23 protein-coding genes and 1 tRNA gene are annotated in these 26,532 nt (G+C 62.6%); 11 read left to right on the top strand and 13 right to left on the bottom strand.

Features of this window, described 5'->3' with window-relative positions:
- Nucleotides 1-4: 4 nt before the first annotated feature.
- The 3 genes from Q1L59_RS08885 to rnr all read right to left on the bottom strand — a co-directional run bounded on the left by Q1L59_RS08885 (nucleotide 5) and on the right by rnr (nucleotide 5,650).
- Nucleotides 5-2,833, bottom strand: coding sequence for an AMP-binding protein (locus Q1L59_RS08885; RefSeq protein WP_300331055.1), 2,829 nt, complete (start codon nucleotides 2,831-2,833; stop codon nucleotides 5-7).
- Nucleotides 2,834-2,956: 123 nt separating this feature from the next.
- Nucleotides 2,957-3,439 carry a ferredoxin-type protein NapF gene (gene napF, locus Q1L59_RS08880; RefSeq protein ID WP_366145643.1) on the bottom strand — a complete coding sequence of 161 codons (483 nt, stop codon included), beginning with the start codon at nucleotides 3,437-3,439 and terminating at the stop codon, nucleotides 2,957-2,959.
- 42 nt (nucleotides 3,440-3,481) lie between these two features.
- Nucleotides 3,482-5,650 (bottom strand): ribonuclease R, encoded by a 2,169-nt coding sequence (gene rnr, locus Q1L59_RS08875; protein WP_300331049.1) that lies wholly within the window; start codon nucleotides 5,648-5,650, stop codon nucleotides 3,482-3,484.
- A 38-nt stretch (nucleotides 5,651-5,688) separates the two neighbouring features.
- On the opposite strand from rnr, the gene Q1L59_RS08870 reads away from it, so the two are divergent.
- From Q1L59_RS08870 to Q1L59_RS08850, 5 genes are all read left to right on the top strand, one after another.
- Nucleotides 5,689-5,775, top strand: a tRNA-Leu gene (locus tag Q1L59_RS08870).
- Nucleotides 5,776-6,163: 388 nt separating this feature from the next.
- The gene (locus Q1L59_RS08865) at nucleotides 6,164-7,717 is read left to right on the top strand and encodes an acyl-CoA carboxylase subunit beta (protein ID WP_300331047.1); all 1,554 of its coding nucleotides are present in this window, start codon (nucleotides 6,164-6,166) and stop codon (nucleotides 7,715-7,717) included.
- A 24-nt stretch (nucleotides 7,718-7,741) separates the two neighbouring features.
- The gene (locus tag Q1L59_RS08860; protein WP_300331044.1) at nucleotides 7,742-8,071 is read left to right on the top strand and encodes a hypothetical protein; all 330 of its coding nucleotides are present in this window, start codon (nucleotides 7,742-7,744) and stop codon (nucleotides 8,069-8,071) included.
- Nucleotides 8,072-8,084: 13 nt separating this feature from the next.
- The gene (locus Q1L59_RS08855; RefSeq protein WP_300331042.1) at nucleotides 8,085-8,486 is read left to right on the top strand and encodes a biotin/lipoyl-containing protein; all 402 of its coding nucleotides are present in this window, start codon (nucleotides 8,085-8,087) and stop codon (nucleotides 8,484-8,486) included.
- A gap of 94 nt (nucleotides 8,487-8,580) precedes the next feature.
- The gene (locus Q1L59_RS08850; RefSeq protein ID WP_300331039.1) at nucleotides 8,581-9,786 is read left to right on the top strand and encodes a sodium ion-translocating decarboxylase subunit beta; all 1,206 of its coding nucleotides are present in this window, start codon (nucleotides 8,581-8,583) and stop codon (nucleotides 9,784-9,786) included.
- A gap of 93 nt (nucleotides 9,787-9,879) precedes the next feature.
- On the opposite strand, the gene phaR is transcribed toward Q1L59_RS08850, so the two are convergent.
- Together phaR and phbB are read right to left on the bottom strand one after the other, a co-directional pair.
- Nucleotides 9,880-10,452: a polyhydroxyalkanoate synthesis repressor PhaR gene (gene phaR / locus Q1L59_RS08845; protein ID WP_300331524.1), complete on the bottom strand. Its 573-nt coding sequence runs from the start codon at nucleotides 10,450-10,452 to the stop codon at nucleotides 9,880-9,882.
- Nucleotides 10,453-10,586: 134 nt separating this feature from the next.
- Nucleotides 10,587-11,330, bottom strand: a complete 744-nt coding sequence (gene phbB, locus Q1L59_RS08840; RefSeq protein ID WP_300331037.1) for an acetoacetyl-CoA reductase — start codon at nucleotides 11,328-11,330, stop codon at nucleotides 10,587-10,589.
- 252 nt (nucleotides 11,331-11,582) lie between these two features.
- Here phbB and Q1L59_RS08835 point away from each other — a divergent pair, with 252 nt between their 5' ends.
- A complete protein-coding gene (locus Q1L59_RS08835; RefSeq protein ID WP_300331034.1) occupies nucleotides 11,583-11,801 on the top strand; it encodes a hypothetical protein in 219 nt (72 codons plus the stop codon).
- Here the strand turns inward: Q1L59_RS08835 and pgeF are convergent, their stop codons facing one another.
- Both pgeF and rluD read right to left on the bottom strand, forming a co-directional pair.
- Nucleotides 11,802-12,584, bottom strand: coding sequence for a peptidoglycan editing factor PgeF (pgeF, locus tag Q1L59_RS08830; RefSeq protein ID WP_300331031.1), 783 nt, complete (start codon nucleotides 12,582-12,584; stop codon nucleotides 11,802-11,804).
- Complete coding sequence (gene rluD, locus Q1L59_RS08825) at nucleotides 12,568-13,623, bottom strand: 23S rRNA pseudouridine(1911/1915/1917) synthase RluD (protein ID WP_366145641.1); 1,056 nt, start codon at nucleotides 13,621-13,623, stop codon at nucleotides 12,568-12,570. The genes pgeF and rluD overlap by 17 nt, the downstream gene beginning before the upstream one ends.
- Before the next feature lie 97 nt (nucleotides 13,624-13,720).
- Between rluD and Q1L59_RS08820 the strand changes: the two genes are divergently transcribed.
- Entirely contained in the window at nucleotides 13,721-14,518 is a 798-nt protein-coding gene (locus Q1L59_RS08820) for an outer membrane protein assembly factor BamD (RefSeq protein WP_300331025.1), read from the top strand.
- Between the two features lie 32 nt (nucleotides 14,519-14,550).
- Here the strand turns inward: Q1L59_RS08820 and Q1L59_RS08815 are convergent, their stop codons facing one another.
- A complete protein-coding gene (locus Q1L59_RS08815; RefSeq protein WP_300331022.1) occupies nucleotides 14,551-17,892 on the bottom strand; it encodes a DUF748 domain-containing protein in 3,342 nt (1,113 codons plus the stop codon).
- Between the two features lie 162 nt (nucleotides 17,893-18,054).
- On the opposite strand from Q1L59_RS08815, the gene Q1L59_RS08810 reads away from it, so the two are divergent.
- Nucleotides 18,055-18,480, top strand: coding sequence for a response regulator (locus Q1L59_RS08810; protein WP_300331019.1), 426 nt, complete (start codon nucleotides 18,055-18,057; stop codon nucleotides 18,478-18,480).
- A gap of 6 nt (nucleotides 18,481-18,486) precedes the next feature.
- Here Q1L59_RS08810 and gloB read toward each other — a convergent pair whose 3' ends face one another.
- Nucleotides 18,487-19,248 carry a hydroxyacylglutathione hydrolase gene (gloB, locus tag Q1L59_RS08805; RefSeq protein ID WP_300331016.1) on the bottom strand — a complete coding sequence of 254 codons (762 nt, stop codon included), beginning with the start codon at nucleotides 19,246-19,248 and terminating at the stop codon, nucleotides 18,487-18,489.
- 27 nt (nucleotides 19,249-19,275) lie between these two features.
- Here gloB and Q1L59_RS08800 point away from each other — a divergent pair, with 27 nt between their 5' ends.
- The 3 genes from Q1L59_RS08800 (at nucleotide 19,276) to dnaQ (ending at nucleotide 21,367) form a co-directional block, all read left to right on the top strand.
- Nucleotides 19,276-20,001 carry a class I SAM-dependent methyltransferase gene (locus Q1L59_RS08800; protein ID WP_300331013.1) on the top strand — a complete coding sequence of 242 codons (726 nt, stop codon included), beginning with the start codon at nucleotides 19,276-19,278 and terminating at the stop codon, nucleotides 19,999-20,001.
- Nucleotides 19,991-20,461, top strand: a complete 471-nt coding sequence (gene rnhA, locus Q1L59_RS08795; RefSeq protein WP_300331010.1) for a ribonuclease HI — start codon at nucleotides 19,991-19,993, stop codon at nucleotides 20,459-20,461. The genes Q1L59_RS08800 and rnhA overlap by 11 nt, the downstream gene beginning before the upstream one ends.
- Nucleotides 20,462-20,629: 168 nt before the next feature.
- On the top strand, nucleotides 20,630-21,367 hold the full coding sequence (gene dnaQ / locus Q1L59_RS08790; protein ID WP_300331007.1) for a DNA polymerase III subunit epsilon: 738 nt from the start codon (nucleotides 20,630-20,632) through the stop codon (nucleotides 21,365-21,367).
- A 632-nt stretch (nucleotides 21,368-21,999) separates the two neighbouring features.
- Here dnaQ and Q1L59_RS08785 read toward each other — a convergent pair.
- From Q1L59_RS08785 to flgK, 4 genes are all read right to left on the bottom strand, one after another.
- Complete coding sequence (locus Q1L59_RS08785; RefSeq protein WP_300331004.1) at nucleotides 22,000-22,284, bottom strand: hypothetical protein; 285 nt, start codon at nucleotides 22,282-22,284, stop codon at nucleotides 22,000-22,002.
- A gap of 241 nt (nucleotides 22,285-22,525) precedes the next feature.
- Nucleotides 22,526-23,074 (bottom strand): hypothetical protein, encoded by a 549-nt coding sequence (locus Q1L59_RS08780; protein WP_300331002.1) that lies wholly within the window; start codon nucleotides 23,072-23,074, stop codon nucleotides 22,526-22,528.
- Nucleotides 23,075-23,086: 12 nt separating this feature from the next.
- Nucleotides 23,087-24,436, bottom strand: a complete 1,350-nt coding sequence (gene flgL / locus Q1L59_RS08775; RefSeq protein ID WP_300330999.1) for a flagellar hook-associated protein FlgL — start codon at nucleotides 24,434-24,436, stop codon at nucleotides 23,087-23,089.
- Nucleotides 24,437-24,447: 11 nt separating this feature from the next.
- Complete coding sequence (flgK, locus tag Q1L59_RS08770; RefSeq protein ID WP_300330997.1) at nucleotides 24,448-26,490, bottom strand: flagellar hook-associated protein FlgK; 2,043 nt, start codon at nucleotides 26,488-26,490, stop codon at nucleotides 24,448-24,450.
- Nucleotides 26,491-26,532: the final 42 nt, after the last annotated feature.

Below are 26,532 nucleotides of genomic sequence, written 5' to 3'. Positions count from 1 at the left end.
CGGCCTAGCGCTCCAGGTCGTGTTCGCCACACAGGCGCAGGATCTCCCGCCGCGCGGCATCGCGCAAGCGTACGGTCGCCGCCCAATCGGCGCCCGCCGGCGCCAGGACTGCGCCCAGTGCCAGTTTCATCCGGCCAAGTCGTGGCAGCCAAGAGCCATCGCGCAGTACCTCGCGCGTTCCGCGCAGACCACCGGTGAGGACCGGCACGCCGGCACGGGCAGCGGCAACGAAGGCGCCCATGCGCAGCGGCTTGAGGCCGGCTTCACGGGAAAAGGTACCTTCCGGAAAAAGGATGACGCGCTGCCCCCGGCCCAGGGCAATGACGATGTCCTCGACATCCTCGACGCTGCGCGCGACGTCGAAACGCTCTACGAAGAGCGTCCCCAAGGCCCGCAGGAAGGCGTGCATCATCGGCTGCCTGAGCAACTCGCGCTTGGCGGCGAAACAGTATCCGGCTGCGGGCGGCAGCGCCGCGCACAGCACCAACGCGTCCAGATAGCTGCAATGATTGACCAGCAGCAGATGCGGCGTTGCCGGCAGGTCAGCGCGGTCTATCCTGCCCACCGGCATGCCGGTCAGGCGCAGGAAAGCGCGCGCCGCCCAATGCACGATTCGGCGGCCCGCTGCCGGCGAACGTAGAGCGACGACGCTCGCCGCTGTTGGCAGCGCCAGCAGGGCGAAGATCGTCCAGCACCACGAGCCATACAGTCGTCGAACAAAGCGCCGCGCGCCGTCGGCGATGCGTGCACGAGACGCGGCCATCGCCAGGCGCACCAGCTGCCAGCGCCCCGCTACAGCTTCGGCCCCGAGTGACCCGCTCTCGAAAGCATCGCGCGACGCGCTGCGCCGGATCTTGCCGCTCGAGGTCTTGAGAACCGAGTTCGGTGGGACGAGGACGATCTCGTCGGCCGGTACACCGACCGCGTCGATCGCCGCTTCGCTGATCCGCTGGCGCAAGGCAGCGCGCTCCGCCGCATCCTGCGCGCGCGTTTCGGCGACGACGACCAGGCGCTCGCTCGCCGTCAGCGGATCGTTGCTGGCGAAGACCGCGACACAACCGCGGCGAACACCGGGAATGTTGCCGACCGCCTGCTCCAGTTCGTACGGATAAAGGTTGCGCCCCCCGCGGATGATCAGATCCTTCTCTCTCCCGGTGAGGTAGATTTCGCCTTCGACCGTGTAGGCAAAATCCCCCGAGTCCAGCCAGCCGTCACGCCACAGCGCCTGGGTCGCGGACGGATTACGGAAATAGCCGACCGTTGCCGAGGGACCGCGAAACTGCAAATGCCCGACGTGGCGTTCCGGCAGTTCGCTACCGCTCTCGTCGACGATGCGGATTTCGTGGCCGGGAAGCGCCCGGCCACAGGCTGGCACTCCCATCGACCCCGGCGCTGCATCAAGCACCGGCAGCGCGACCTTCCGACGCAGCAAGGCATCGCGCTCGATCAGGTCGATGCGTGGCCCGCGCCCAAGCGGCGGAAAGGCCAGGCCGACCGAGCACTCGGCCAGACCATAGACCGGCGTCAGGGCGGTCGGGGACAAGCCAAACGGAGCAAAGCGCTCGGCGAAAGCGGTCAATGTTGCCGGACTGACCGGCTCGGCGCCATTCAGGGCAAGCCGCCACGACGACAGGTCAAGCCCCGACAAGTCGGTATCGGCGAGCTTGCGCGCGCACAGGTCGTAGGCAAAATTCGGTGCCGGCGAAAGCGTGCCACGATGCTGGCTGATCGCCTCCAACCAGCGCACCGGGCGGGCGAGAAACGCCAGCGGCGACATCAACACCAGGCGCATGCCGAAGTACAAGGCGCCGAACCAGGCGCCGATCAGCCCCATGTCATGATAGAGCGGCAGCCAGGAGACGAAAACGTCGTCGCTGGAAACGACGACCGCCGCACCCATCGCGCGCAGGTTGGCGAGCAGATTGGCATGGCTGAGGACGACCCCCTTGGGATCGCCGGTACTGCCCGAAGTGTATTGCAGGAAGGCGACATCCGAGGACACTGCGCGATAGAGCAAGGCGAGCGGCTCCTGATCGAGCTCAGTGGGCGTCAGGACCTCGCGCAAGGCCGGCGCCGCTGCCCGCAGGAGGGCGCCAACGCCTTTCGCTTCCGGCACCGTGATGATGAACACCGCTTCCGCGTTGGCCAGGATGCGGGCATGCCGGCGCAGGTGGTCGGCAAGCTGCGCCAGACGAGCGGGCGGATAGATCGGCACCGGAACGCCGCCAGCGAGCATCACGCCGAAGAAACTCGTCAGGTAGTCGCGCCCGGTCGGCAACATCAGGGCAACCGTCTGCTGTGGCCGCAGACCACGCGCGACCAAGCCCGCCGCGATACGCCGCGACGCGCTCAGCAGATCGCCGTAAGACAGCGGCTGCGGTCGAAAATCGCCCGTGTCGCCCGCCCCGCTCGCGCAGAGCAGCACGTGCGTACGATCCGGGCAGCGCTCGGCGTACCACTCGAGAACCTCGACCAAGGTCGCTGCCTGCACCGGGACTTCGCAGATCTCACCCTGCGCCGCTTTGTCGAGCGCGACGACGGCCGGCTCCTGCAGGTCGCCTGCCCCGTTGATCAGGCGCCACAGGTCGGCCGGCGTTTCAGCTTCAGCCAAAGCGCTCTCGGGCAGCGACTTGCCAAACTCGGTGGCCAGTCGCAACAGCAGTTCGACCCGCGCCAGGCTGTCCAGGCCCAGGTCGCGTTCAAGATGGCTACCCAGGCTGACTCGGCCCTGCCGCCCGGGACGCGTCTCCTCGACCATCGTCGCGACGAGCTGCAGCAGGCGCTCGGCCGAAGCTTCAGGCAAACGCTGACCGGCTGCCCGTTCGCGGTTCACGTCCCTGCTCCTCCACGCCTGACCCGCGGAGCGGGCGAACCGGAGCAACCAGCCAGCGCGCCAGCCGTACCCCCGGAGACAATCGACCAAGGCGCTGGCAGATCGCGCAAGCCCGACGGCCGATCAGGTCGACGGGCAAACATTGATCGCCCTCGTCGGACACGGTGCGAGGCAGGCGCCGCAGCCGGTGCACCGCGTTTCGTCAACGATCGGTCGCGCGATCCCGCCGCGCTGCGGCAGAAAAAGGATCGCGCCGTTGAGACAAAGATCAGCGCACACCCGGCACTCGACCGCACGCGTGGCCAGACAGACCTCGCCAAGCACCGCGCGCAGCGACCACGCGCGACCTTCCTCGCCGCGCTGCAGCGCAGCGCTCCGACAAACACCGACGCAGGCAGCGCAGAAAGTACATTCGCCGCGGGTGAAATCGATTTCCGGATAGCCGCCCTCGCCGCTGACGACGATACCCGTCGGACACACCTTGCGGCATTCGTCGCAACGCGAGCAGGCCTGCTGAAAAGCGTGCTCGGCGAGCGCCCAGGGCGGGCGCAGCGGCTTCGGGCGGAGACCGAACCGACCGCGCAGAAAGTTGCGCCGACTCGCCACATCAACCACAGCCAGCCCGCCAGGCGCCGAGCGTCCGCTTCATCAGGCGTCAGCCGGGACGAAATCGATTCGGCCGCTCTCGAGGTCAGCCCGGACCAGCCTGACGCGCAGGCGATCAGCCAATCGGTAGCGCCGACCGGTGCGCTGGCCAAGCATCTGGTGCTTCACGCTATCGTACTGAAAGTAATCCTCACCCAGTTCGGAAACATGGATCAGGCCCTCGACATGGATTTCGTCAAGCGCCACGAACACGCCGAAAGGAACGACGGCCGCGATACTCCCCGCGAAGACCTCGCCGATGCGGTCGCGCATGTAATAGCATTTCAACCAGTTGAGCACATCGCGCGTCGCCTCGTCAGCGCGACGTTCGGTCTGCGAGCAGTGCACGCCCACTTCTTGCCAACTCCCAGGTGAGTAATGCTGCCCGGCGAGCACGGCCTTGATCGAACGATGCACGAGCAGGTCCGGATAGCGCCTGATCGGCGAGGTGAAGTGCGTGTAGTGCTCGTAAGCGAGGCCAAAGTGGCCGACATTATCCGGGCTGTAAAGTGCTTGGCGCAGCGAGCGCAGCATTACTGTCTGCAGTAGCAGCGCATCCGGACGATCGCGTACCTGTTCGAGCAGCAACGCGTAGTCGCGTGCCGTCGGAGTGTCGCCACCACCCAGAGCCAAGCCGAACTCGGCGAGGAAGCTGCGCAGACCGACTAGCTTCTCGGCCGTCGGACCCTGATGAACCCGGTACAGGCACGCTTGCCGATTGACCTGAAGGAAATCCGACGCGCAAACGTTGGCCGCCAACATGCATTCCTCGATCAGCCGATGCGCGTCGTTGCGGTAGGCCGGAACGATCCGCTCGATCTTGCCCTGATCGTTGAACAGCATCAGCGTTTCGATTGTTTCGAAATCGATCGCACCGCGTTGCTCACGCGCGCACTGGAGGACATGAAACAGATCGTAGAGCGCGCGTAGATGCGGCAGCAGCGCAGCGAGTCCCGCTTCCGCGGGCTGGCCGGCAGTACTGAGCCAAGTCCATACCTGATCGTAGGTCAGCCGTGCATGCGAGCGAAAGACGGCCGGATAGAAGCGATAGTGGCCAATCTCGCCGCGCTCGCTAATCTCCATGTCGCAGGCGACCACCAGTCGGTCGACATCCGGATTGAGCGAACACAAGCCGTTCGACAGCTTCTCGGGCAACATCGGAATCACGCGGCGCGGGAAATAGACCGAGTTGCCGCGTTCAGCGGCTGCCCGATCGAGCGCACTCCCCGGCTGCACATAATGGCTGACATCGGCAATCGCGACGATCAGCCGCCAGCCGTCGGCGCGCCGCTCGGCAAAAACGGCATCATCGAAATCCTTCGCCGTGTCGCCGTCGATCGTCAACAGCGGCAAGTCGCGCAAGTCTACCCGCCCGCCCGAGTCGTTCAACGAGACCTGGTCCGGCAGGGCGGCCGTCTCAGCCAGTGCACCAGGTGAGAAAACAAAAGGAAGCTCGTGCTTGCGCAGGGCAATCTCGATCTCCATCCCAGGATCGGCGTAGCCGCCAAGAACCTCGACGATACGGCCAATCGGTTTGGCGTGCCGATCAGGCTGCTCGATGATCTCGACCACCACGACCTGACCCGGCTTGGCCGCCACGCCGTCATCGGGTGCGACCAGAATATCCTGATTGATGCGCCGGTTCTCCGGCACGACCAGCGTAATTCCGTGCTCGACCAGCACGCGCCCGACAACCTTGCTGTTCGCCCGTTCGAGGACTTCGACGATGACGCCCTCGCGCCGTCCGCGGCGATCGACGCCGACGACGCGGACCAAGGCGCGATCGCGATGCAGGACCTTCGCCATCTGCCGCGCTTCGAGCGACAGGTCCTCGCTGCCATCGTCCGGAACGAGGAAGCCATAGCCGTCCGGATGACCCTCCACGCGCCCGGCAATCAGGCTGGCTCGCTCCGGCAGAATGTACGCCGCCTTGCGATTGCGCAACAACTGCGCCTCACGTTCCATCGCGCCCAGGCGGCGCTGAAACGGTTCGCACTCGTCTGGCCGGATTTCGAGCAACCGGCAGAGTTCGTCGAAGCCTACCGGCCGACCTTGCTCCTCGAGCACCTGCAGGATGAATTCGCGCGACGGCAGGGGGTGTTCATAGCGCTTAGCCTCGCGCGCCAGATGCGCATCACGCCCTCTCATCCCGAGCGGATTGATCATTGACATTTGCTCTTGATCCTATAGAATTCGCTTCTCGCTGGCATGCCCAGGTGGCGAAATTGGTAGACGCGCTAGGTTCAGGTCCTAGTGGTGGCAACACCGTGGAGGTTCGATTCCTCTCTTGGGCACCAGACACAACAAGCTCTGATCCTTCGGAGCTTTTTTTTCGCCCGCTTGTTTTCGCTCCTTTGCCGGGCGCTCATTGTACGCCTTCCACGACCAAGCTTGGCCTGATTCGCTGCGTAGCGCGCGGTTGCGCCCGATCCACACCCCTTGCCCGAGAATGCCGGCTGCCGACAGCCGCCGGCGCCCAAGCACTCCCGAGTTTCCCGGCCGCAGCCTTTTGCGTCGCCTCACCCGCGCCGGGCCGCCGCGGGATATGGCCGGCACGCGGAAAACTCGCAGCGAAACTGGCCAACCCATGCCGAACATGGGATAATATGCTGCCGGAAAGTGGTCGCTCGGGACCGCTATGCGAATGAGAACTAATTCCACTCCAATCACGTACCAGGAATTCAGATGACGATACGACCGGAACTAATCGAAAAGCTGCGCGCCAAGCGCGCCAGGTTAACCCAGAACGTCAGCCCGGAAAAGCTGGAGGCGCTGCATGCCAAGGGTTTGCTGTCGGCCCGCGAGCGTCTCGACGCGCTGTACGACGAGGGAACCTTCCAGGAACTTGGGCTGCATGCCGCCCACGCCGCAACGCATTTCGGTATGGCCGGACGCGAGTTGCCCGCCGACGGAGTCATCGCAGGAAGCGGCTATGTCGGCCACACGCAGGTGGCTGCCTTCAGCCAGGACTTCAGTGTGGTCGCCGGCACGCTCGGCAAGATGCAGGCGCGCAAGATCACGCGCATCATGCGACATGCGCTGAAGATCGGTGTCCCACTGGTTGCTTTCAAGGACTCTGGCGGTGCGCGCATTCAGGAAGGGGTTGACGCTCTCTCCGGCTACGGCGATGTGTTCTACACCAATGTCCTGCTCTCCGGCGTCGTTCCGCAGATCGCCGTGATCTGTGGTCCCTGTGCCGGGGGAGCTGCCTATTCGCCAGCGTTGATGGATTTCGTCATCATGACACGCAGCAATGCGCACATGTTCCTCACCGGTCCGGAAGTCATCAAGGCGGTAACCGGACGCGCGACGACGATGGCCGAGGTCGGCGGCGCTGAAATGCACGCAACCGTCAGCGGTAACGCCCACTTCATCGTCGACGACGACCAGCAGGCGATTGCCCTGGTCAGGCAACTGCTGTCCTATCTGCCAGCGAATAACACCGAAGACCCACCGCACAACCTCGCAGCGCCGATCGAGGAAATGGAAGATCCGTCGATCAATGAGTGCATTCCCGATAGCGCGTCGGCGCCGATGGACATGTACGCGATCATTCGCCGTATCGTCGACGGCGGCGAACTGCTCGAGGTGCATGCGGGCTTTGCGCGCAATGTCATCGTCGGCTTCGCGCGGATCAGCGGCGTCGTCGCCGGTATCGTCGCCAATCAACCAATGGTCATGGCAGGCGCACTTGATCTGAACGCGGCCGACAAGGTGGCGCGTTTCGTACGGACTTGCAACATCTTCAACATCCCCGTCGTAACGCTGGTTGATGTCCCTGGCTTCCTGCCCGGTGTCGAGCAGGAGCGCGGCGGAATCATCCGCCATGGCGCCAAAATGCTTTCGGCCTACGGTTCATGCACTGCACCGAAAATCACCGTGATCTGCCGCAAGGCCTATGGTGGTTCGTACCTTGCCATGTGCAGCCAGGAAATGGGGGCGGACATGGTCTTTGCCTGGCCGACGGCAGAGATCGCCGTCATGGGCGCAGAAGCGGCGGTCAAGATCCTCTACCGCAAGGAAATCAAGGAAGCCGAAGACAGCCAGGCACGCGCAGCCGAATTGGCACAGGAATACCGCGACGAGTTCGCCTCGCCCTACGTTTCCGCGGGTAATTTCTATATTACCGACGTCATCGAGCCGCAGGATACACGTTGGATGGTCGCCCTGGCCTTGCGCAAGACACTCGACAAACGCGAACTCCGACCGGCCAAGAAGCACGGCAACATACCCATGTAATTCCCCGCACGAGGACTAAACTCCATGCTGACTGCCGCCACTCTCAAAGCCCTGCAGGTCTACGGTATTGCCATCGTCATTTCAGTGCTGGTCGCCCTGCTGATCAAGATGATGGTTTCGCTGACCGGACGGATGGAAAAGAGCAAACCAGCCGACATTCCAACCGGCACGGTATGTCCGGTTGGCCTCGGCGTTCCGGATGAAGACGTCGCAGCCCTCTCGGCGGCAATTTTTGTCGCCATGGGACCGCACCGCATACTGCACATCGCACCAAGCAGCCATGGCTGGGCCTCCGGCGCGCGCGCCGCCCAGCATTCCCATACGCCCGGGCCCACGGGCCGTGGCCCCCGATAAGGAGAGAGATCAGATGCCCAGACATTTCAAGGTTACCGTCAACGGTCGCGAGTACGAGGTCAGCGTTCTCGAACTTGGCACCGGACAAACGCAGAGCGCGCCCGCCGCCACACCGGTTGCCAGTGCGCTGGCGAGCGCTGCCAGCAGCGCGAGCAGCGTAGCCGCCCCGGCGGCAGCGCCCGCCGCAGCGGCGGCTGCCGGAGCCAACGATGTCGTCGCCGCCATGGGCGGAGTGGTCGTCGAGGTCAACGTCAAAGTTGGCCAAACTGTTGCCGCCGGTGATCAGCTACTCGTTCTTGAAGCAATGAAGATGAAGACACCGATCACCTCGGCGCGCGCTGGTCAGGTGACCAAAGTCCTGGTCGCCGCCGGCGATGCGGTCGACGGCGGGCAGCCGCTGCTGACTATCGCCTGACGTTCGACGAACCGGCAGGGATGAAATCCTGCCGCCTGCAACTCTCGATGCGCCGGCAAATGCCTTTGCCTGACCGGCGCGAGGATTGACGCGTATGGAAAGCATTCACTTTCTGGATCTGTTCCAGGGTATCGCGACACTCGCGGCCGCCGAGCCGAAGATCATGTTTGGCCGCATCTTTCTGATGCTGCTCGGCTTCTTGCTCATCTACCTGGGCTCGAAGAACGTCCTTGAACCGTTGCTGATGATCCCGATGGGGCTCGGCATGTCTTCGGTGAACGCGGGCGTGATGTTCCTCGAAGGCAACAAGATGGGCACCTTGTTCGTTGACCCATTGATGTCTGAGCCGGTAGACCTGATCAACATCCTGCAGATCGACTGGCTGCAACCGATCTACACGCTGACTTTCAGCAACGGCCTGATCGCCTGTCTGGTTTTCATGGGTATTGGCGTCCTCCTCGATGTTGGCTACGTGATGGCACGCCCATTCCAGAGCATGTTCATCGCCCTTTTCGCCGAGCTTGGCACGATCGCCGTCTTTCCGATCGCCGTAGGCATCGGCCTGAACCAGGGCGAAGCGGCGGCTGTAGCAACGATCGGCGGCGCCGACGGGCCGATGGTGTTGTTCGCTTCGCTCGTGCTGGCGAAGAACTTGTTCGTTCCGATCACCGTCGTCGGCTACCTGTATCTCGGACTGACTTACGGTGCCTATCCCTACCTGATCAAGTGGCTCGTGCCCAAGCATATCCGCGGGCTTGACATGAGTGGCGATCAGGGGCCCAAGATCAGCCGCTCGCAGAAGCTCGTTTTCGCCGTCGTCGCCTGTACGCTGCTCTGCCTCCTTTTTCCCGTTGCCGCGCCGCTCTTCTTCTCGCTGTTCCTGGGCGTTGCCGTTCGCGAAAGCGGCATCGATCCCTTTACCAAGCTGATCGGCGAGACTTTCCTGTATGGTGCAACGTTCTTTCTTGGCCTGACGCTGGGTGTGTTGTGCGAAGCAAACACGCTGCTCGATCCGACGGTGCTCAAGCTCCTGCTCCTCGGCATGCTGGCCTTGACGATCTCGGCGCTCGGCGGTCTGCTCGGCGGGTATCTGCTCTACTTCTGGTCCGGCAAGAAGTTCAACCCGATGATCGGAATTGCCGGTGTCAGTTGTGTTCCGACGACGGCCAAAGTGGTCCAGAAGATCGCGACCGACGCCAACCCGCGCGCGATCATCTTGCCGCAGGCCCTCGGCGCCAATATCAGCGGCGTGATCACGACAGCCATCATCGCGGCGACCTACGTCGCGCTGCTGCGCTGATTTCGCTGCCAGTGATCCGCCATGCGGCAGCGCAGCGACGGCCGAGGCCGGCCGAAGTAGAATGTGAGTGTGTGCGGCGCGCGCCCGGCGCGCTTACTGATCCCCGTCTTTCGTCGGCTTATCGCCGCCAAAGCCGGGGATCTGGATGCTAGTGAATAGCGTTCGAGTTTGCGTCTTCAACTGATCCTGCATCTGGTGCAACATCTTGCGACTTTGCTCCATGTAGGTAGCCATCATCGTCTGCATCGCCGGGCCCTGGAAATTCATGAACTGCGACCACATGTCGCTCTGCATCTGACTGCTGCTTTCACCATAAAGCGACTGCGACTGTTCCTGCAGTTTTTTCTGGAACTCGATGAAAGACTTGATGTTCGTCTCGAGGTACTTGCCAAGCATTCCCTGCATGGCATGCCCGTAGAAGCGGATCATCTGGGCTAATAGCTCCGTTGTAAAAAGCGGAATTCCCGCGGCTTCCTCCTCCAGAATGATCTGTAGGAGAATGCTGCGCGTAATGTCCTCACTCGTCTTTGCGTCCAGCACGTTGAAGTGCTCGCGCGCCAGGACAAGATCCTTGACATCGCTCAGCGTGATATAGGCGCTCGTCTTCGTATCGTAAAGACGACGGTTGGGATACTTCTTGATCAATCGTGGCTGCTGCTCGGGCATGGCGACCCTTTCCTCCATAGGCGGATGACTCGACGGACTTTCCGGCGCCCGTTGGTGCGGTGCACCACAATTATACTCCGGCGAAAAAAAACAGGCTCCTCGCGGAGCCTGTCTCACCTTCCTAAACAAGAAGTTTACTGGTAGTAAAGACCGCCACAGATATTCATCGTCGACCCGGTCATGAAACCGGCGATTTCCGACGCCAGGTAAACGCAGGCGCCGCCGATCTCTTCGGGCCTGGCCAGACGCTTCATCGGCACGGTCTCGATGATGCTTTGCAGGATTTCGGGTTTGATCGCCATGACCATCGGGGTCGCGACGTACCCAGGGGTAATCGCATTCACGGTGACCCCCTTGGCCGCCAGTTCGGCTGCCAGCGCCTTGGTGAAACCGATGACGCCAGCCTTCGCAGCCGAATAGTTCGTTTGCCCGGCCTGGCCGCGCAGCCCATTGACCGACGAAATGTTGATGATCCGGCCCCAACCACGCTCGGCCATCTTCGCCGAAACCTGCTTCGTCATGTTGAACAGGCTCGACAGGTTGGTCGAAATCACGGCATTCCACTGCGCGGCTTCCATCTTGGCGAACATCCGGTCACGGGTGATACCCGCGTTGTTGACCAGAATGTCGATCGGACCCGCCTTCGCTTCCGCTTCGGCGACCAAGGCGACACACGTGTCATAGTCGGAAACGTCGCCAGCAACACAGATGAAGTCGTTGAACCCAGCCTCTGCCATGGCCGCGGTCCACTCGGCCGGCTTGTCGAACTCCGGATGATAGGCAGCGACCACCTTGTGACCCGCCTTGGCCAGTTCCTGGCAGATGGCCGTACCGATCCCGCCCATGGCTCCCGTAACCAAAGCAACACGTTGTGTCATAGTTCTTTCCTTTCCTGTTGACGAATGAGACAAGCTGCGGCAAGGCACCGCCACCAATACAATCCAATCCCCTACGCTCAGGGCCAAGCGCCCCGACCGGCGATTCTGCATTGCAGCATCAGGCATGTCAATGGACAATTGGCGATATGACAATGTACAGCCGACTTCTGGCCTCAGTTGGCAGGATGTGCGGCCGCCGAAAAGCGCCATCGTCTCGCTACCGCGTCGGCGCAGGCACCGTATAATCGCCCGATGCACATTGTTGCAATCGCCTGGCTGTACGTGACCCTGCTCATGGCGCTGACCGAAGGCAATCTCGTCGCCGCCGTGCTGAGCTTTCTTTTCTACGGCCTGCTGCCGGTTGCGCTGCTGCTCTGGGTGTTCTCCGGTTCGGCGCGCCGGCAGCGCGCGCAGCGCCGATTGCCGGCCGCTGACCAGGAGCACGGCGGCTCTCCACCCCCGACCGACTGATCAGTCGGTCGTCAGCCAGATCAGAGATGCCATCCGTCCCGTCACTCCGTCGCGACGGTAGGAAAAGAAGCGCCGCGCGTCACCGACCGTACAGTATTCGCCGCCGAAGACCGTCTCGACGCCGACCTCGGCGAGCGCCTGACGCGCCAGCAGGTAGATATCGGCCAGCCAGGAATGCACGTCCGTTTGCCCGTTCGCCTGACTTGGCGGCGCAAGCGGTCGGAAGGCAGCCGCTGCGCGCGCTGCCGAGTCGACAAAAGCGCTACGCACGTCGTCCCCGACGACGAACGCCTGCGGCCCTATCGCCGGACCGAGATAGGCCAATAGATCGCCGCCGTCGACCGCCATCGCCCGTACCGTGGTTTGCACGATGCCCGCCAGCAACCCCCGCCAACCGGCGTGTGCCGCTGCGACGACGCTGCCAGCACGATCGCAGAGCAGCAACGGCAGGCAGTCAGCGGTCAACACGCCACAGACCACCCCCGGGGAGCGCGTTAGCGCAGCATCCGCGAGCGGCGCACCCATTGCTCCTACACCATGTGCCTCGACGACATTGGTACCATGCACCTGTTGCAACCAGACCGGGGAGGCGGGCAGGTGCGTGTCCAAGCTCCGCCGATTGATCGCCACCGCGAGCGGATCGTCACCGACATGATCGCCAAGGTTGAAACTGGCATACGGAGCACGGCTGACACCGCCTGAACGCGTCGTCAGCAGGCTGCGTACCGCTCGCGGTGCCGGCCAATCGGCGACAAGCCAGTCGTCGCTACGGGTCGCCACCATCGTCGCCCTCCCATTCACCTACGCCATCGTCCTCGGCGCCAACGACAGCTTGCTGCAACACAGTGCCACTGGTACGGCCCAGAGGCGCCTTCTCCTCATCCGCCGACAGTTCGCAGCGCGCGGCGCGACTTCCACCCCTCAGCGCTTCGTGCCGCAAGCGTTCAATCACAGCGAGCAGGTCGGCCGGCAGCTCCGACGTCCACGCCATCCCCATTCCGTGCAGCGGATGGATCAAGGCCAAGCGCCAGGCATGCAGCGCTTGGCGCGCCAACGCGCTGCGCAGGGGCGTGCCGCTGCGGCTGCCAGCGTAGACCGGGTCGCCAATCAAGGGGTGGCCGATGGCCGTCATATGCACCCGGATCTGATGCGTACGCCCGGTTTCCAGAGCACACTCGATCAAGGTGCTGGCGAGGAAGCGTTCGAGCACGCGATAAGCGGTTCGCGCGGGTTTGCCGCTACCAACCACCGCCATCCGCGTGCGCACCGTCGGATGGCGGCCAATCGGCGCATCGACCGTGCCAGCCTGCCCGACGATGCCGTGTACAACAGCGTAATAAAGCCTCTGCACACTACGTGCCTGCAACTGGCGAACGAGATGGGTTTGCGCCTCGAGCGTCTTGGCAACGACCAGCAAGCCCGAGGTGTCCTTGTCCAGGCGATGGACGATTCCCGCCCGCGGCAGGCGATCAAGCTGCGGCGCGTGGTGCAACAGCGCGTTGAGCAAGGTTCCGTGCCAGTTGCCGTTGCCGGGGTGGACGACCAACCCGGCCGGCTTGTCGAGAACGATCAGGCTGTCATCCTCAAAGACGATGTCTAGCGGAATATTCTCTGGATCGGCCGGCGCCTGACGCTCATCGCGTACTTCGGCGAGCTCGATCAGTTCACCGCCCCACAGTTTGTGCCGCGGCTCGACCGTCGGTACGCCGGCGATAGTCACCCGCCCGGCACGCACCCAATTCTGCAAACGGCTGCGCGAGTGATTCGCCAACAGATGGGCGAGAACCCGATCAAGACGCCAGCCTGCGCATTGAACCGGCACCCTGAGGGCAATTCCGGCGTTTGCGCTATAATCGGCCGCTCCCGGTGCACGGCTTGTCGCGTCGGTCGGCGCGTCCATATTCTCTGGCTTCCCCATCATGCGTAGTTTAGCGGTTATCGCAACGTTTATCGTCACCTCGCTTATCTCGGGCTGCGGGTTGTTACCGGCCGAGAAGGATGAAACCGCCGGTTGGTCGGCAAACAAGCTCTATACGGAAGCCAAGGATGCCCTGAACGAGGGCTCCTACGCGAAAGCCGTCAAGTACTTCGAAAAGCTGGAGTCGCGCTATCCGTACGGGCGTTACGCGCAGCAGGCCCAGATCGAGATTGCTTACGCCTACTGGAAGGATTTCGAGCCCGCCTCGGCGCTCGCCGCCTGCGACCGCTTCATCAAGCTGCACCCGAATCATCCGAATGTCGATTATGTGCACTACCTGCGCGGCCTGATCAATTTCAACGAGGACCAAGGGATTCTGGGAGCGATCAGCAGCCAGGACATGAGCGAGCGCGACCCGAAAGGTGCGCGCGAATCCTTCGACGCGTTCAAAGAACTGGTCACCCGCTTTCCTGACAGCAAGTACACTCCCGACGCGCTGCTGCGGATGAAATACCTGGTCAACGCGCTGGCTCGGCTCGAGCTGCACGTCGCACGCTATTACATGAAGCGTGGCGCCTACTTGGCGGCGGCAAACCGAGCGCAATACGCGGTAAAGAACTACCCCGATACCCCAGCCAACGAAGAGGCCTTGTTCATCATGATCAGCGCTTACGATGCGCTTGGTCTGACCGACTTGCGCGACGATGCCAGTCGCGTCATGCGCAAGAACTTCCCGCAGAGCGAGTATTACACGCGCGGCTTGGCCCAGCGCCAGGAGCCTTGGTGGAGGCTCTGGTGAGCGTCCTCGGTGCGCGCGACCTGGTAGCCGACTTACCTTAGCGAGAACACGGCGCGCCCGCCTTTCGCGGGCGCCGCGGACCCGTTCTTGCCGTCCGTCGACCCGACTTTGCCCGGCAGCAGGAAAACGCGCTCGCCCGGAATGTCGTGCGCCAGCAACCAGTCGCGTGCTGCCTTTCCCCGCCGATCCGCCAGGTCACGCAGATCGTCCTCGTCGATGGCCGAGTTGGCGAGGATCAGCTTTTCCATTTCGTCACTTGGCAGACCTTTGACCAAGCCAACAAGGTTGCGCGGTTTGGGGAACTTTTCGTTGCGATAGACGCGCTCGAGCAGGACCGGGTAGTCCTTGGCCGAAACCGTGATCTCGTCCGCCGAGCCGGTTTGCACGGCCTTCCTGGTCAGCTCCTCGCGCTGCAGTGCCTTGACCTTGCGCTCGAGGCGATCGCGCTTCAGACCTTCCGAATCGGTTTCCGGATCAGCCGTACCCTGGATCTCGAGCTTGAGCGCCGGTCGGTCGAGCAGCGCTTTGCCGAGCTTGTCGAGTCGCTGCACCGCTTCGCCCGCGATCCCCGCCCGCCCGGAGTCGAAATCCAGGCTCGACAACTCCTCGCCGCCACCGAAAACCGCGCCGAGCAAGGCAAACGGTGAAGTCAGCGCCTTGCCCAACAGATTGACCACGACCTTGACGATAAGCCCGCCGACGCTGAATTCCGGATCATCGAGCGAACCTGAGATCGGCAGGTTGATATCGATCTCGCCGTTTCGGTTCTTTAGCAGGGCAACCGCAAGCGTCACTGGCAGCTTCGTCGCGTCCGGGCTGTCAACCGGACTGCCGAAGGTAAGCTGATCGAGAAAGATGCGGTTCTCCGCACTCAGCTGTCGATCATCAATCTTGTACTTGACATAAACCGAAAGCTTGCCTTTCTCGATCGCGTAGCCCGCATACTTGCCCGAATAGGGAGAGAGTGAGGTCATCTCGATTCCCTTGACCTCCGCCTGCAGGTCGAGCGACGGCTTTCTGGCCAGCGGGTTGAGCTGACCAGCGATCATCAACGGCGCGATGTTGTCGTAGGTGCCACGCAGATCCAGGCTCGCCACCGTATTCGGGGCTGACGACAAGCCGCTGATCGTGCCTCCGACCTGGCGAAGGTTGGCCGAATAGTTCGGTTTGACGAAGTTGTCGGTAAACCGGATGTCGCCGCCCTGCAGCGTGATCTTACCAATGCTTATTGGCGGCAGCGCCCGCTCGCTCGTTGCAACCGCTGCCGTCGCCTTGCCACCCGCGGCACTGGGCGCCGTCTTGTCGGCCGCAACCGCCGCTGCCGCGGAATGAGGTTCCGACTGGCGCACGATCTGCAGAAGGTTGAGGTCACCTTGACGACTGACAATCACGCGCGCAAAGAAGTCGGCCAATGCCACCTGACCGATCGACAGCGAATTCGGATTGATCTTGGCATCCACGTGGCCAAAGTACAGCGACTTCCACTTTACGAAGTCGGCCGAGTTGAGCTTGTCTACCGCCTGCAGATCGCCCACCGTGACCTGACCGGAGAATCCGCCGCTCAGCTTGCCTGCCTCGAAACTGCCACCGCTCGTCTGGCGCAACTGCACATTGCCGGCCAGGGTCACTTGCCCGCGCGTCAGGTCGATGTTCAGTCGCTCGGTGAAATAGGGTTGCAGTGGCAGCAACTCGACCGTCCTGAGCAGCAGCTTGAGGTCCGTGTCGAGTGGCGCCGGGCGAATGTCGCCCGCCAGTTCGATTTCCCCCTTGCGGTTCAGCCGGAAACGCGTCGATAGCCGTACCCTCTGCGCCAGATCGCTCGAAACGTTCTCCAGCAGGAGGCTCATCCCATCGAGTGCATGCGTCGTCGCCGGCGAAACTGCGGCATCCTCGAAACGCACCGCAAGATCTTCGCCACGGTACTTGCTGACGACGATCTTCCAAGGCCCCTCGGGATCCTTCCGCGCCGCCGCAACCGCGCGCAACTGCGGCGGTGGCACGAACTCGATCCGACCATCGGCTGTTCGTCGCAGCAGCACACGCGCCGTGCGCGAGCTGACCTCATCGATCGTGATCTGGCGCTTGACGAGGTCCAGCCGCCCGCCGCGAACGGCCACCGCGTCAGTCTTCAACCATTGGGCGAAATCGACGCGCCACGCCGCGTCGAACTCGGTCGGCGCACCGCCTCGGCTATCCACTTTGCCCAGATTGACTTCGATGCCCTCAATGCTCGCCTTGAACGGCGTACCGTGCGACTCGTCAAGCCAGCGCAAAGTACCCCCGGAGATCTTCGCTCCAGCGAGCGACCATTCGACCGGTGCCGTTGCTGCCGCGCTTGCCGCCGCTGCAGAGGATGTCTGGCGTGCAGCCGTTTCCTGCTTGAAGTACTCGATCCAGTTGACCTCACCCTGGCGCCCGACGCGTGCATGAATTTCCGGCGATTCCGCAGCAACCCGATCGATGGCAAAGCGGCGACGCAGTGGATCGAGCGACGACGCCGCGACTTCCAGGTGTTTGAGCGCGAGCAAAGGCGCCCCGCCGGTATCCTGCACGACAAGATCAGCGAGCGTCGCGGTCCCCGCCAGACTGAGCGACGGTCCCTCTTCTCGGTTGCGCTTGAAGACAATCTTCAGGTCGCCGTCGAGCACCCCGGAGAGCACCTTGACCGGCAGGCGAATCGGCGAATAGCCGATGTATTTGCCCACCTGCACAGCGTGCAGAGCGAAACCGATTTCGCTCTCCTGTGAGTCGGCAAAAGGCTTGCTCCTGCCTTGCACGGCCAGCGGCGCTCCGTCGATCGAGGCCGAAAAAACCGGCTCGACGAAGATCTCGGTCGAATCCGGCAAGGTGGAGATGAACGGCAGGCCGATGTTGATGTCGCTGATCAGATGGCTTTCCGCCAGCACCTGGTCATCGAACTCGATTTTGCCGTCGCTGACTTTGATGTTGTTGATTGAAAAAAGTGGCAGCGGATCGTCTGTCGCCGGTCTTGCCATGAATTCGTCGATCAGATCACTGAAATTGAGGCGACCGTCGGGCAGGCGAACCAACCGCAACATTGGCGCAGCGAGTCTGACCTCGCTGACCACCGGCCCGCCGCGCAGCAGCGAGCCCCAGTCAACATCGACAAACAGAGTCTCGAAGCTGACGACCGCCGACCCTCCGCCCTTTTCACCGACGCGCAGGCCAGCAACTTGCGCAGACAGCGTGTACGGGTTTATGCTCACGCTTCCGACCTCGACTGGGCGGTGCAGGACCCTGGAGAGCTGGTCGGTCAGCAACGAGTTGACCACCGGGGGCAGGACAAGGAAACCTAGAGCACCGATGACAAGCAGGGCGAGAACCACATACAGCCCTGCCTTTTTGATGTTCACGCGGGCTTTCACCGTAGCGGGAGGGGCGTTTTCAGGCATGTCGGCAAGGCTGAGTGAACTGGAAAGACTTCAATTTAGCACGAAGAGGCCTTTCCCGCACTTACCCCACGGTCGCATGCGTCGGTCTACACCGAAAAGGTAGAAACGGAACGAGGTTGGCGAGTGAAGAACGCAAGTGGTGCGCCGTCAGATCAGCCGCGAGCGCTGATCGTCGATGACAATGACGTGGTCCGGACGCTGCTGCGCAGCATTCTGCGCAGTGGTGATTACGATGTCGTCGGTGAGGCGAAGAACGGTGTCGTTGCCCTTGAACTCGCCGAGCGCTTGCGTCCGGACATCGTTTGCATGGACTTGATGATGCCCGAGATGGACGGTCTCGAAGCCTTGCAGGCGATCAAGGCGATGCACCCGCAGATCGCTGTCGTCATGATCACCGGCAGTCCGAGCGTTGACAATGTCCGCGAATCGATTCAGAGCGGAGCTGGCGGCTTCATCATCAAGCCGTTCAATGCCGGCAAGGTCCTCGACACGATCAGCCGCGCGCGACAGGCAAGCAAGCGCTCGGGCAATGGGCCGGAGGATGCCTGACGCAGCTCAGAATCCGTTCTTCCACTCGCGCAAGGCAGCAAAGACGGCCGGGCCATAAGTTGCTCCGGAGGCGTGACGACGAGCCGCGGCGATGACTGCTGGCGCATGACACCGCAGGAAGGGATTACTTTCCTTCTCCAAGCCGATCGTCGACGGGACCGTCGAACAGGATTTTGCGCGCGCCAACGCAACCTCCTCGACGCGTTTGCGCAAACGATCGTTACCCGGTTCAACAGCAAGCGCGAAGCGCAAATTGGCCTCGGTGTACTCGTGTGCGCAATAGACGGCCGTTTCATCGGGTAATGCCGCCAGGCGAGTGAGCGAGGCAAACATTTGCTCAGCCGTGCCTTCGAAAACGCGGCCACAGCCACCGCCAAACAGGGTGTCCCCACAGAACAGGCAGCCTGCGCCATAATAGGCCACGTGCCCGAGTGTGTGCCCAGGTACGGCCAAGACCTGGAAGGCGGCACCCAGCGACGCGAGTTGAAGTGTTTCGCCGCCGACTAACGGCCGCGTCCGGCCAGCAATTGGCTCGTTTGACGGGCCATGCACTTCCGCCCGATGCTGCGCCAGCAGCCTTCCCACACCGCCCTGATGATCGGCGTGGTGATGGGTAACGAGAATGTCCGTGAGTCGCAGCTCATCGCGCGCGAGCACATCGAGAACTGGCTGTGCGTCGCCCGGGTCGACAACGACTGCCTGCCGACCCTTGCGCAAGAGCCAGATGTAGTTATCCTTGAAAGCTGGAATCTGAACGATGTCGAACATGCGCGTATTGTGGAAGAACCGCTGAGAATGTCAAACCCTGGCCTGGAAGCCTGGCTGCAGAGCCCGCAAGGGCGTTACGTCATGACCTGGGAGCAAGGCATGATCGACAACGCCGTTGCCGACGTTTTCGGCTATAACGCCCTGCAGCTCGGTTTGCCGCAGTGCAAGCTGCTGGCCCAGAACCGCATCCCTCTACGCCAGACGGTCGCCGAGGCTGGCGATGCAGACGTCCGCTGTGATTTCCGACAAATTCCTTTTGCCGCCCACAGCATTGATTTGATCGTCATGCCGCACGTCATCGAGTTCCACGATGATCCGCACCAGATTCTGCGTGAAGTAGAGCGTGTACTGATTCCAGAAGGAATGTTGGTGGTCAGCGGCTTCAATCCAATCTCCATTTGGGGTCTGCGACAACGGGTCGCCGGGCGCCGCGTGCAGTTCCCGTGGAACGGCATCTACCTCTCTGCTTTGCGTCTCAAGGACTGGCTGCAGTTGCTCGGCTTCGAGGTCGACCGCGCCACCTTCGGTTGTTATGCGCCACCTTTCGAACGTGTAGGCTGGCTGCGGCGCTGGCAATTCATGGAGGCTGTTGGATCTCGCTGGTGGGCTTTTGCGGGCGGGGTCTACCTCCTCTGCGCCGTCAAGCGGGTGCACGGCATGCGCCTGATCCTGCCCGGCTGGAAGCATGCTCGACCAACGCGCAAAGGACTATCCATCGTGAGCCAGAAGGAGGGCGAGCTGCATGAACAGTGAGGTGCTGGTCAGGATTTACGCCGACGGCGGCTGTCGTGGCAACCCCGGCCCAGGCGGCTGGGGCGTCGTCCTCCAGGCCAACGGAACAGAGCGGGAACTCTGTGGGAGCGAAACCAACACAACGAACAACCGGATGGAGCTGACCGCCGCCATCCGCGCGCTCGAAGCGCTGACCCGAACATGCACCGTCGATCTGCATACTGATTCACAGTATGTTCAGAAGGGCATCAGCCAGTGGATAGGCAACTGGAAGCGCAACGGCTGGCTCACCGCTGAGAAGAAGCCAGTAAAGAACGCCGACCTTTGGCAGCGCCTGGATAAACTGTCCAGCCAACACCGGATCAATTGGATTTGGGTCAGAGGCCATGCTGGCAACGCCGGGAACGAAAGGGCCGACCGCCTAGCCAACCAGGCAATGGACGAACTGCAGGCGACTCTCGGCGCGCCGCGCGCCAGGTAGCGTGATGCATACCCTGAGCGGCCGCGAGCACCGGCAGCCCGCGCTCTATGCCCAGCGCGTCTCCGACAAGCGCCCGGCCACTGAAGCCGGCCAGCGCTGGCGCAGCACGTTCTGGGACGGGCGAGGCTCAAGCATCAGACACGATCAACCCTACGATGGAATACGCTCATGCGCCAGGTTTTTCTCGACACCGAAACCACCGGTCTCGAATACAAGCTCGGGCACCGGATCATTGAAGTTGCCGGTGTCGAAATGCTCAACCGCCGCCTTACCGGAGGTCGATTCCACCGCTACCTCAATCCCGAGCGTGAGATCGATGCTGGGGCCTTGTCGGTACACGGAATCGATAACGAATTTCTCCTCGACAAACCGCGTTTTTGCGAGATTGCCGCTGAGTTTCTCGATTTCGTCCGGGGTGCCGAGCTGATCATTCACAACGCGCCGTTCGACATCGGCTTTCTGAATGCCGAGCTCGCGCGCCTCGACATGGCGCCGATGGAAACAGTCTGCCACGACGTCTGCGATACCTTGCGCATGGCCAAGGATTTGCATCCGGGAAAGAAGAACAACCTGAATGCGCTGTGCGAGCGCTACGGGATCGACAACTCAAAGCGCACCTTGCACGGCGCCCTGCTCGACGCCGAAATCCTCGCCGAAGTGTATCTCGCCATGACCCGTGGCCAGGAGAGCCTGATCATTGACCTGGATGGTGACGCCCTTGGACAGACGTCGACTTGCGGGCACGCCGCCGGACTGAACCTAGGCAGGGAGTACCGCATCCGGCGTGCAGACGCTACTGAGCTGGCCGAGCACGAGAGGATTCTCGCCGCCATACACGAAGCGAGCAAAGGCAAGTGCGTGTGGCTGGACGGTCAGACAGGAAGACGGGGTGAAACCGAACACTAGCCGCGCCCATCCGTCCGAAGGCGCGGGAGGCGCGCAGCCACGGCTATAGGTGTTACGTTCAACAGGTAGCGAGCACGCAATTCCCGGTTCGCCTGATCGCGTCCCGGCGCGCCCGCATTACGCGCCGGCTCAACCTTCGCCGGGCGTTTCGGGCAGCCGGCGCGGACGCCTACCGTGGCGTTTCGGTATGCGAGGATCAGGCAGTTTGCCATCCGGCGGAACATCGTGCGCGCCTTCCGGACGCGCAGCAGGCGGCCTCACCTCCTGGCGCGGCACGTTCGGCCGAGGGGGTTTATTGCGTAGCTCAGGCCGCCTCGTCCCGGATGCTGGAACGCCCGCACGCTTTTCCGGCTGGCGCTCCCCCGAACGATCCGGATAGCGTTCGGTATCGCGATTGCCCGGAGCAAGCGTGATCTCGAGATCGATGATTTCATCCCATTGCTCGTCGGTGCGGTCTCGCTCCGGGATGGTCAGGAGTTCACGGAGCCGGCGACGCGGATCCACAGGAGAAGAGTCATTCATACCCACATTATGACTCACGAAGCCATCAGACTTCAACAAGTCCCCAGCGCGGGCGGCCGACGACCCCTCGGCAGGCCATCTCGACCACCGCCCGGCAACGACCGGAAAGCCTAGTGCTCCGATCGCAGGCTGGCCGCAAAAGCCGTCTGCAGGCTCTCGGGAAATTGAAAACGAGCCAATGCCTGCTGAATGCCAGCTTCGTTCGCTCCGCTGCGTTTGTCCTGAAACCGAATTCCCAGAGGGCGGCCGTTCGTCGCCAAAGTCGCAAAAGCAAAACGCCAACGTTGCGCCTCGGCCAAACGCTCGCGCAACTCGGCTTCGTTGCTGATTTCAACGCCCGCTTCCTTGAGTGAGTCCAGAAACTGGTCAAAAGACTCGGTGCTCAGACTTCCCATTCTGTCTTCTCCTGTTGACGTGGCTTGGCGCCCATGCTGCGACTAACGTTCTCCCTCGTCAGCGGTTGACAATAGAACGGGAGCGAGCGGCAGCACGGCAGGCGCAAGAATCGACCGCAGCAGCCTACATGCGAACAGTGAAACGGTTCGAGCCGCGAGGAAGCGGACGCGCGCCGGGCTAACTGCTGTTCAGCCGGCGAACTGACCTGCGGTACGCTGGAGAGTGGTCATCCACGCGCTGTCATCCGCCTGGTTTCGGCGCATCGCACGTCGGCGTATTGACCAAGTGTATGACTCCTTCCGCATAACGGTGGGTAAAGGGCGTGCTCGATTCTATGCCTTCGCTGTAGTCGCCAATCCGGTACGCGCAGGAGCCGTGTTCGCGCTGCAACTGCATGGCGCGCCGGCGGAGGATCAGGCCCGATTCGCCGTCCCCCCCGGTACGGAAGCTCTTTGCGCGCATGGACAGCAGAAAGGTTGAGCTGTTTACCATCCGCTCTTCGATCGTCCAGTTGGCCGCCAGCGGGTCAAAGACGAGATAGGCTCCGACCGCCGCCGCGGCTGCGTTGCTCAAGGCAACTCCCGAGCCGGTGTAGTGACGCACCGCATAGGTAGCTGCCGCGGCCAAGGCGATGCCTTCAGTGGTGCTCAGCTTGATTGTTGGATTCGGCGACTGCGCATACGCGGTCTCCGCTGGTGCAGACTCGCCGCCGGCCACTCGGTCGTCGCGCGAAGTCGCGCAGGCCGCCAGCAGGAGCGGCAAGACGGCGATGAGCGAACTGCGCACCATGGGCGCCGCCAGTCAGAGGTACTTGAAGAGATTCAGGTCACTGACGGCGACGAACGACTTCTTTGCCGCTTCAAGAGTTGCCTGCTGGCGCATGAAGTCCGAAATCGCCTGCGCGTAGTCAACATCTTCGAGTGCTGACAGTGTCGCCTGATACTGGATATCGATCGCCGCCGTCGCGTTGAGCAGTGAATCCAATTGCTGCAGGCGAGTACCGATGGTTGACTGAACGCGACTGACATTGGCCAATGCCTGATCGACGTTGACCAGATGCTGCTGCAGCTTCCCGGTGAAGTCGGAGCGTCCTGTGCTCGAAGCCAACGGGGTGCGCAATAGATCAACCAACTCCTGCACCGTCTGGAACATGCTCTTGTTGGCACTGGGTTCAACCGCAAAGGTATCTCCCGCTGCCGGCGTCCCCTTGACGACCACCTGTGCCCCGAAATCGGTGCTGACCGGGGCCGCCGGGGGTTGCGTCGTGGTGACCAAAGGAATTGCCTGTCCCGGCGTGAATGGCAGGACGGCGCTGACGGCTGCCGGTGGCAACGACGCCGCCGGGGGTGCCGGCGTAGACGCATCGAACAACTGGTAACTGAGCGTACCCCCGACCTGCGAGAACTGAATCTGCAACTGGCGGTTGCTCGCACCCTGCCAGGGAAAACCGCCGGCCAGCGCGTCCCGCCATTTCTGCGGATCGAGCACCGATCCGGGATCGATCTGTCCGCTCCCCTGATTTGGCAGACTGCCGCCACCATTACCAAGTGCAGCGGTCGAGAAGCTGCCGTTACCGTCGCGGATGTTCATGAACAGCTCGCTGCCGGCAACATTGGTCGGCATCTGTTGCGAGGGCCCAACCTGCAGCGAGCGCAGGCCATCGTCACCGTAGTAGGTTACAGCAGCTGTCGTCGAGCTCGCCGCACTGCGCGCAAACGGGACGGTTGCCCCCTGGTGTCCGGAGAACAGGTACTCGCCGTCTGCGTTGCGGCTGTTCGCGATACCGAGCAGTTCGTCCACCCGCGTCTCCAGCTCGGCAGCGATCGCCTGCCGATCGCTATCGGCAAGAATAGTGTTGCCGGCCTGGACAACCCGGTTGCGGACACCCTGCAGCAGGTCGCCGACGGCGGTCAGTTGCACATCGAGAAGTCCGAGACGCGCGCTCGCCTCCTGCTGGTTCTCTCCGTACTGTGCCGCAACCTCCTGGCTTTGCCTGACGGTCAGCGCGCGCGCCGCAGCGATTGGATCGTCGGCCGGGCTCAACAGGCGACGATTGGTCGACAGCTGGTTCTGCAATCTGACGAGTTGACTCTGGTTGCGCTCGATGCTGCGCGCTGCGCCAGCGTAGATCTGATTCGTACTGATCCGCATGAGAACGTTTCCTAGAGTATGTCGAGTATCGTATCGAACAGGCTGGTCGCCACCTGCAAGGTCTTGGCTGCCGCCTGATAGGCCTGCTGGTAGCGGATCAGATTGGCCGCCTCCTCGTCAAGATTCACTCCGGAAAACGATTCGCGACTGCTCACCGCCTGTTCGAGCATGACCTGCTGCGCCTCGGCTCTGACCTCCATCTGGCGCGTCCGGCTACCGGCCGCACTGACCAGCTGCCCATACGAATCGAGGAAGGAATCAGTCTTGCCCGACATCGTGTCCTGCGTTTGCAGCTGCCCGAGCGCCAGCGCGTTTCGGCCATCCGCTGTCGCGCCGCTGTTACGGCCAATGACGAATGTGTCGCCATTGTTGGGAACGCCAGAGATCGTGAAGTTGAAGCCGACTGGCGGCGTGGCGGCGACGGAACCGACCAGCGTGATGTTTGCGCCACTGGTGTAGGGCACGCGGTCAGTCGCTGCGGCAATGAGCACCGGCGCCCCGCCATCGATCGACACGCGCGCGCCCACTGGGAAGTTCTGCAGGCCGCCCGACTGATAGGTGACGGCAATCGGTAGGGCCGCCGCCGCAGCCGTATAGCCGGGGCCGGTCGTCGCCGCTGAAACCGTCGCGCTGCCGGTGTTGCTCGCTGCCGACGAAGTACGCAGCGGCCCGGCCAACGCCAGCAAGCGGGGGTCGGCAGCAACCGCGGAATTGACCGCGATGCCGCTCGCTGCGTCGCGTACCGGCTGAATCAGATAGCTCGATCCGGCCGGCAGCGGCGCGCTCGAAGCAAGAGTGAAACCTTGTGGATCGCTCGCCAGCAGCGTATTGACGGCGCTTACATCGGCACCGGTCCACACCTTGCTGTCGGCCAAACGGGTAAGCGTGACGTTTGTCCCGTCAGAACTCAAACGGTAGTCGCTGCTGCCTAGGTCCGTATAGAAATTGCCCTTGAACGGTGGCGGATCGATGAAGCTCGCACTGACCAGTGGGCTACCCACCGGATTTCGCGTGCTGGCGGTAACCGCGGGCGGGAACAAGGTGAAGACGTTGGGCGCAAAACTGTTCGGCGCGGCGGACAGTTGCGATTGGCCCAGCAAGTCCTGACCGAGCGCGCTTTGCGCGTTGAAGGTCAAGGCAAACGATGCCGCATTTCGGCCAAGATCGTTGATCGCCGGGCTGAGCGATTCGCGACGAAACGACAACAGCCCGCCCAGGCCACCACCAGCGAGCAGCTTCTCCGGGATCTCCTGTGTTGCCCCAGCCGCCGTTCGCAGACCAACAGCCAGCGTGTTCGGATCGGCCGCCGACGGCGCCACCGTCAGCGTCAAAGCTCGCGCGCCGACGACCAGTTGCTGACCGCTGCCGACGAAAACGTTGATGCTTCCATCGGGGGCAGCCGTGGTGCTCGTCTTGATCAGTTTGTTCAAGTCGAGAACAAGTTGGTCACGTGTATCGCGCAGGTCATTGGCCGGTTGCCCGGTTGATGCTTCGGCGAGCACGACGCTCTGGTTCAGCGCAGCGATCTGCTCGGCGTACGAATTGATCCCTTCCACCGTCGTCGCAATCTGCTCGTTCACGCCGTCGGCGATCTCTCCCATCTGTTCGCCGAGCGAGCGATAGCGCGCAGCGAGCCCCTGCGCCGACGATACCATCGCCTGCCGAACCGCCAGTTGCCCAGGATTGGCCGCAGACTGCTGGACGACCTGGAAGAACTCCTGCAACACCGGCGACAGACCGGTCGCCGAATCAGCCAGCATGTTGTCGATCTGCGCTAGCTGTTGATGGTAGCTGGTCAGTTCGCTGGCCCTCGCCTGCGCGCGATTCACCTGTTCAGACAGGAACTTGTCGTACATGCGCTCGACCGTGGCGACGCGCGTTCCCTGACCGATGAAACCCGACCCGGACAAGACGCCGGGGTTGCCCGCCTGCAAGGTCCGCTGGCGCGAGAAACCCGGCGTATTGACGTTAGCGATATTGTGCTCGGTGGCCTGCAACGCCAACTGTGCGGCGTGCAGGCCGGTGAGGCCGGTACCGATCAATCCTGAACCCATGGCGTGGAATCCTTTCTAACAGCTCTGTGAACGGCAGTCGGA

The organism is Accumulibacter sp. (assembly GCF_029255125.1).
Lineage (GTDB): Bacteria > Pseudomonadota > Gammaproteobacteria > Burkholderiales > Rhodocyclaceae > Accumulibacter.
Note: the sequence above shows the minus strand (reverse complement) of the source record. Positions and strands in the feature narration are given on the sequence as shown.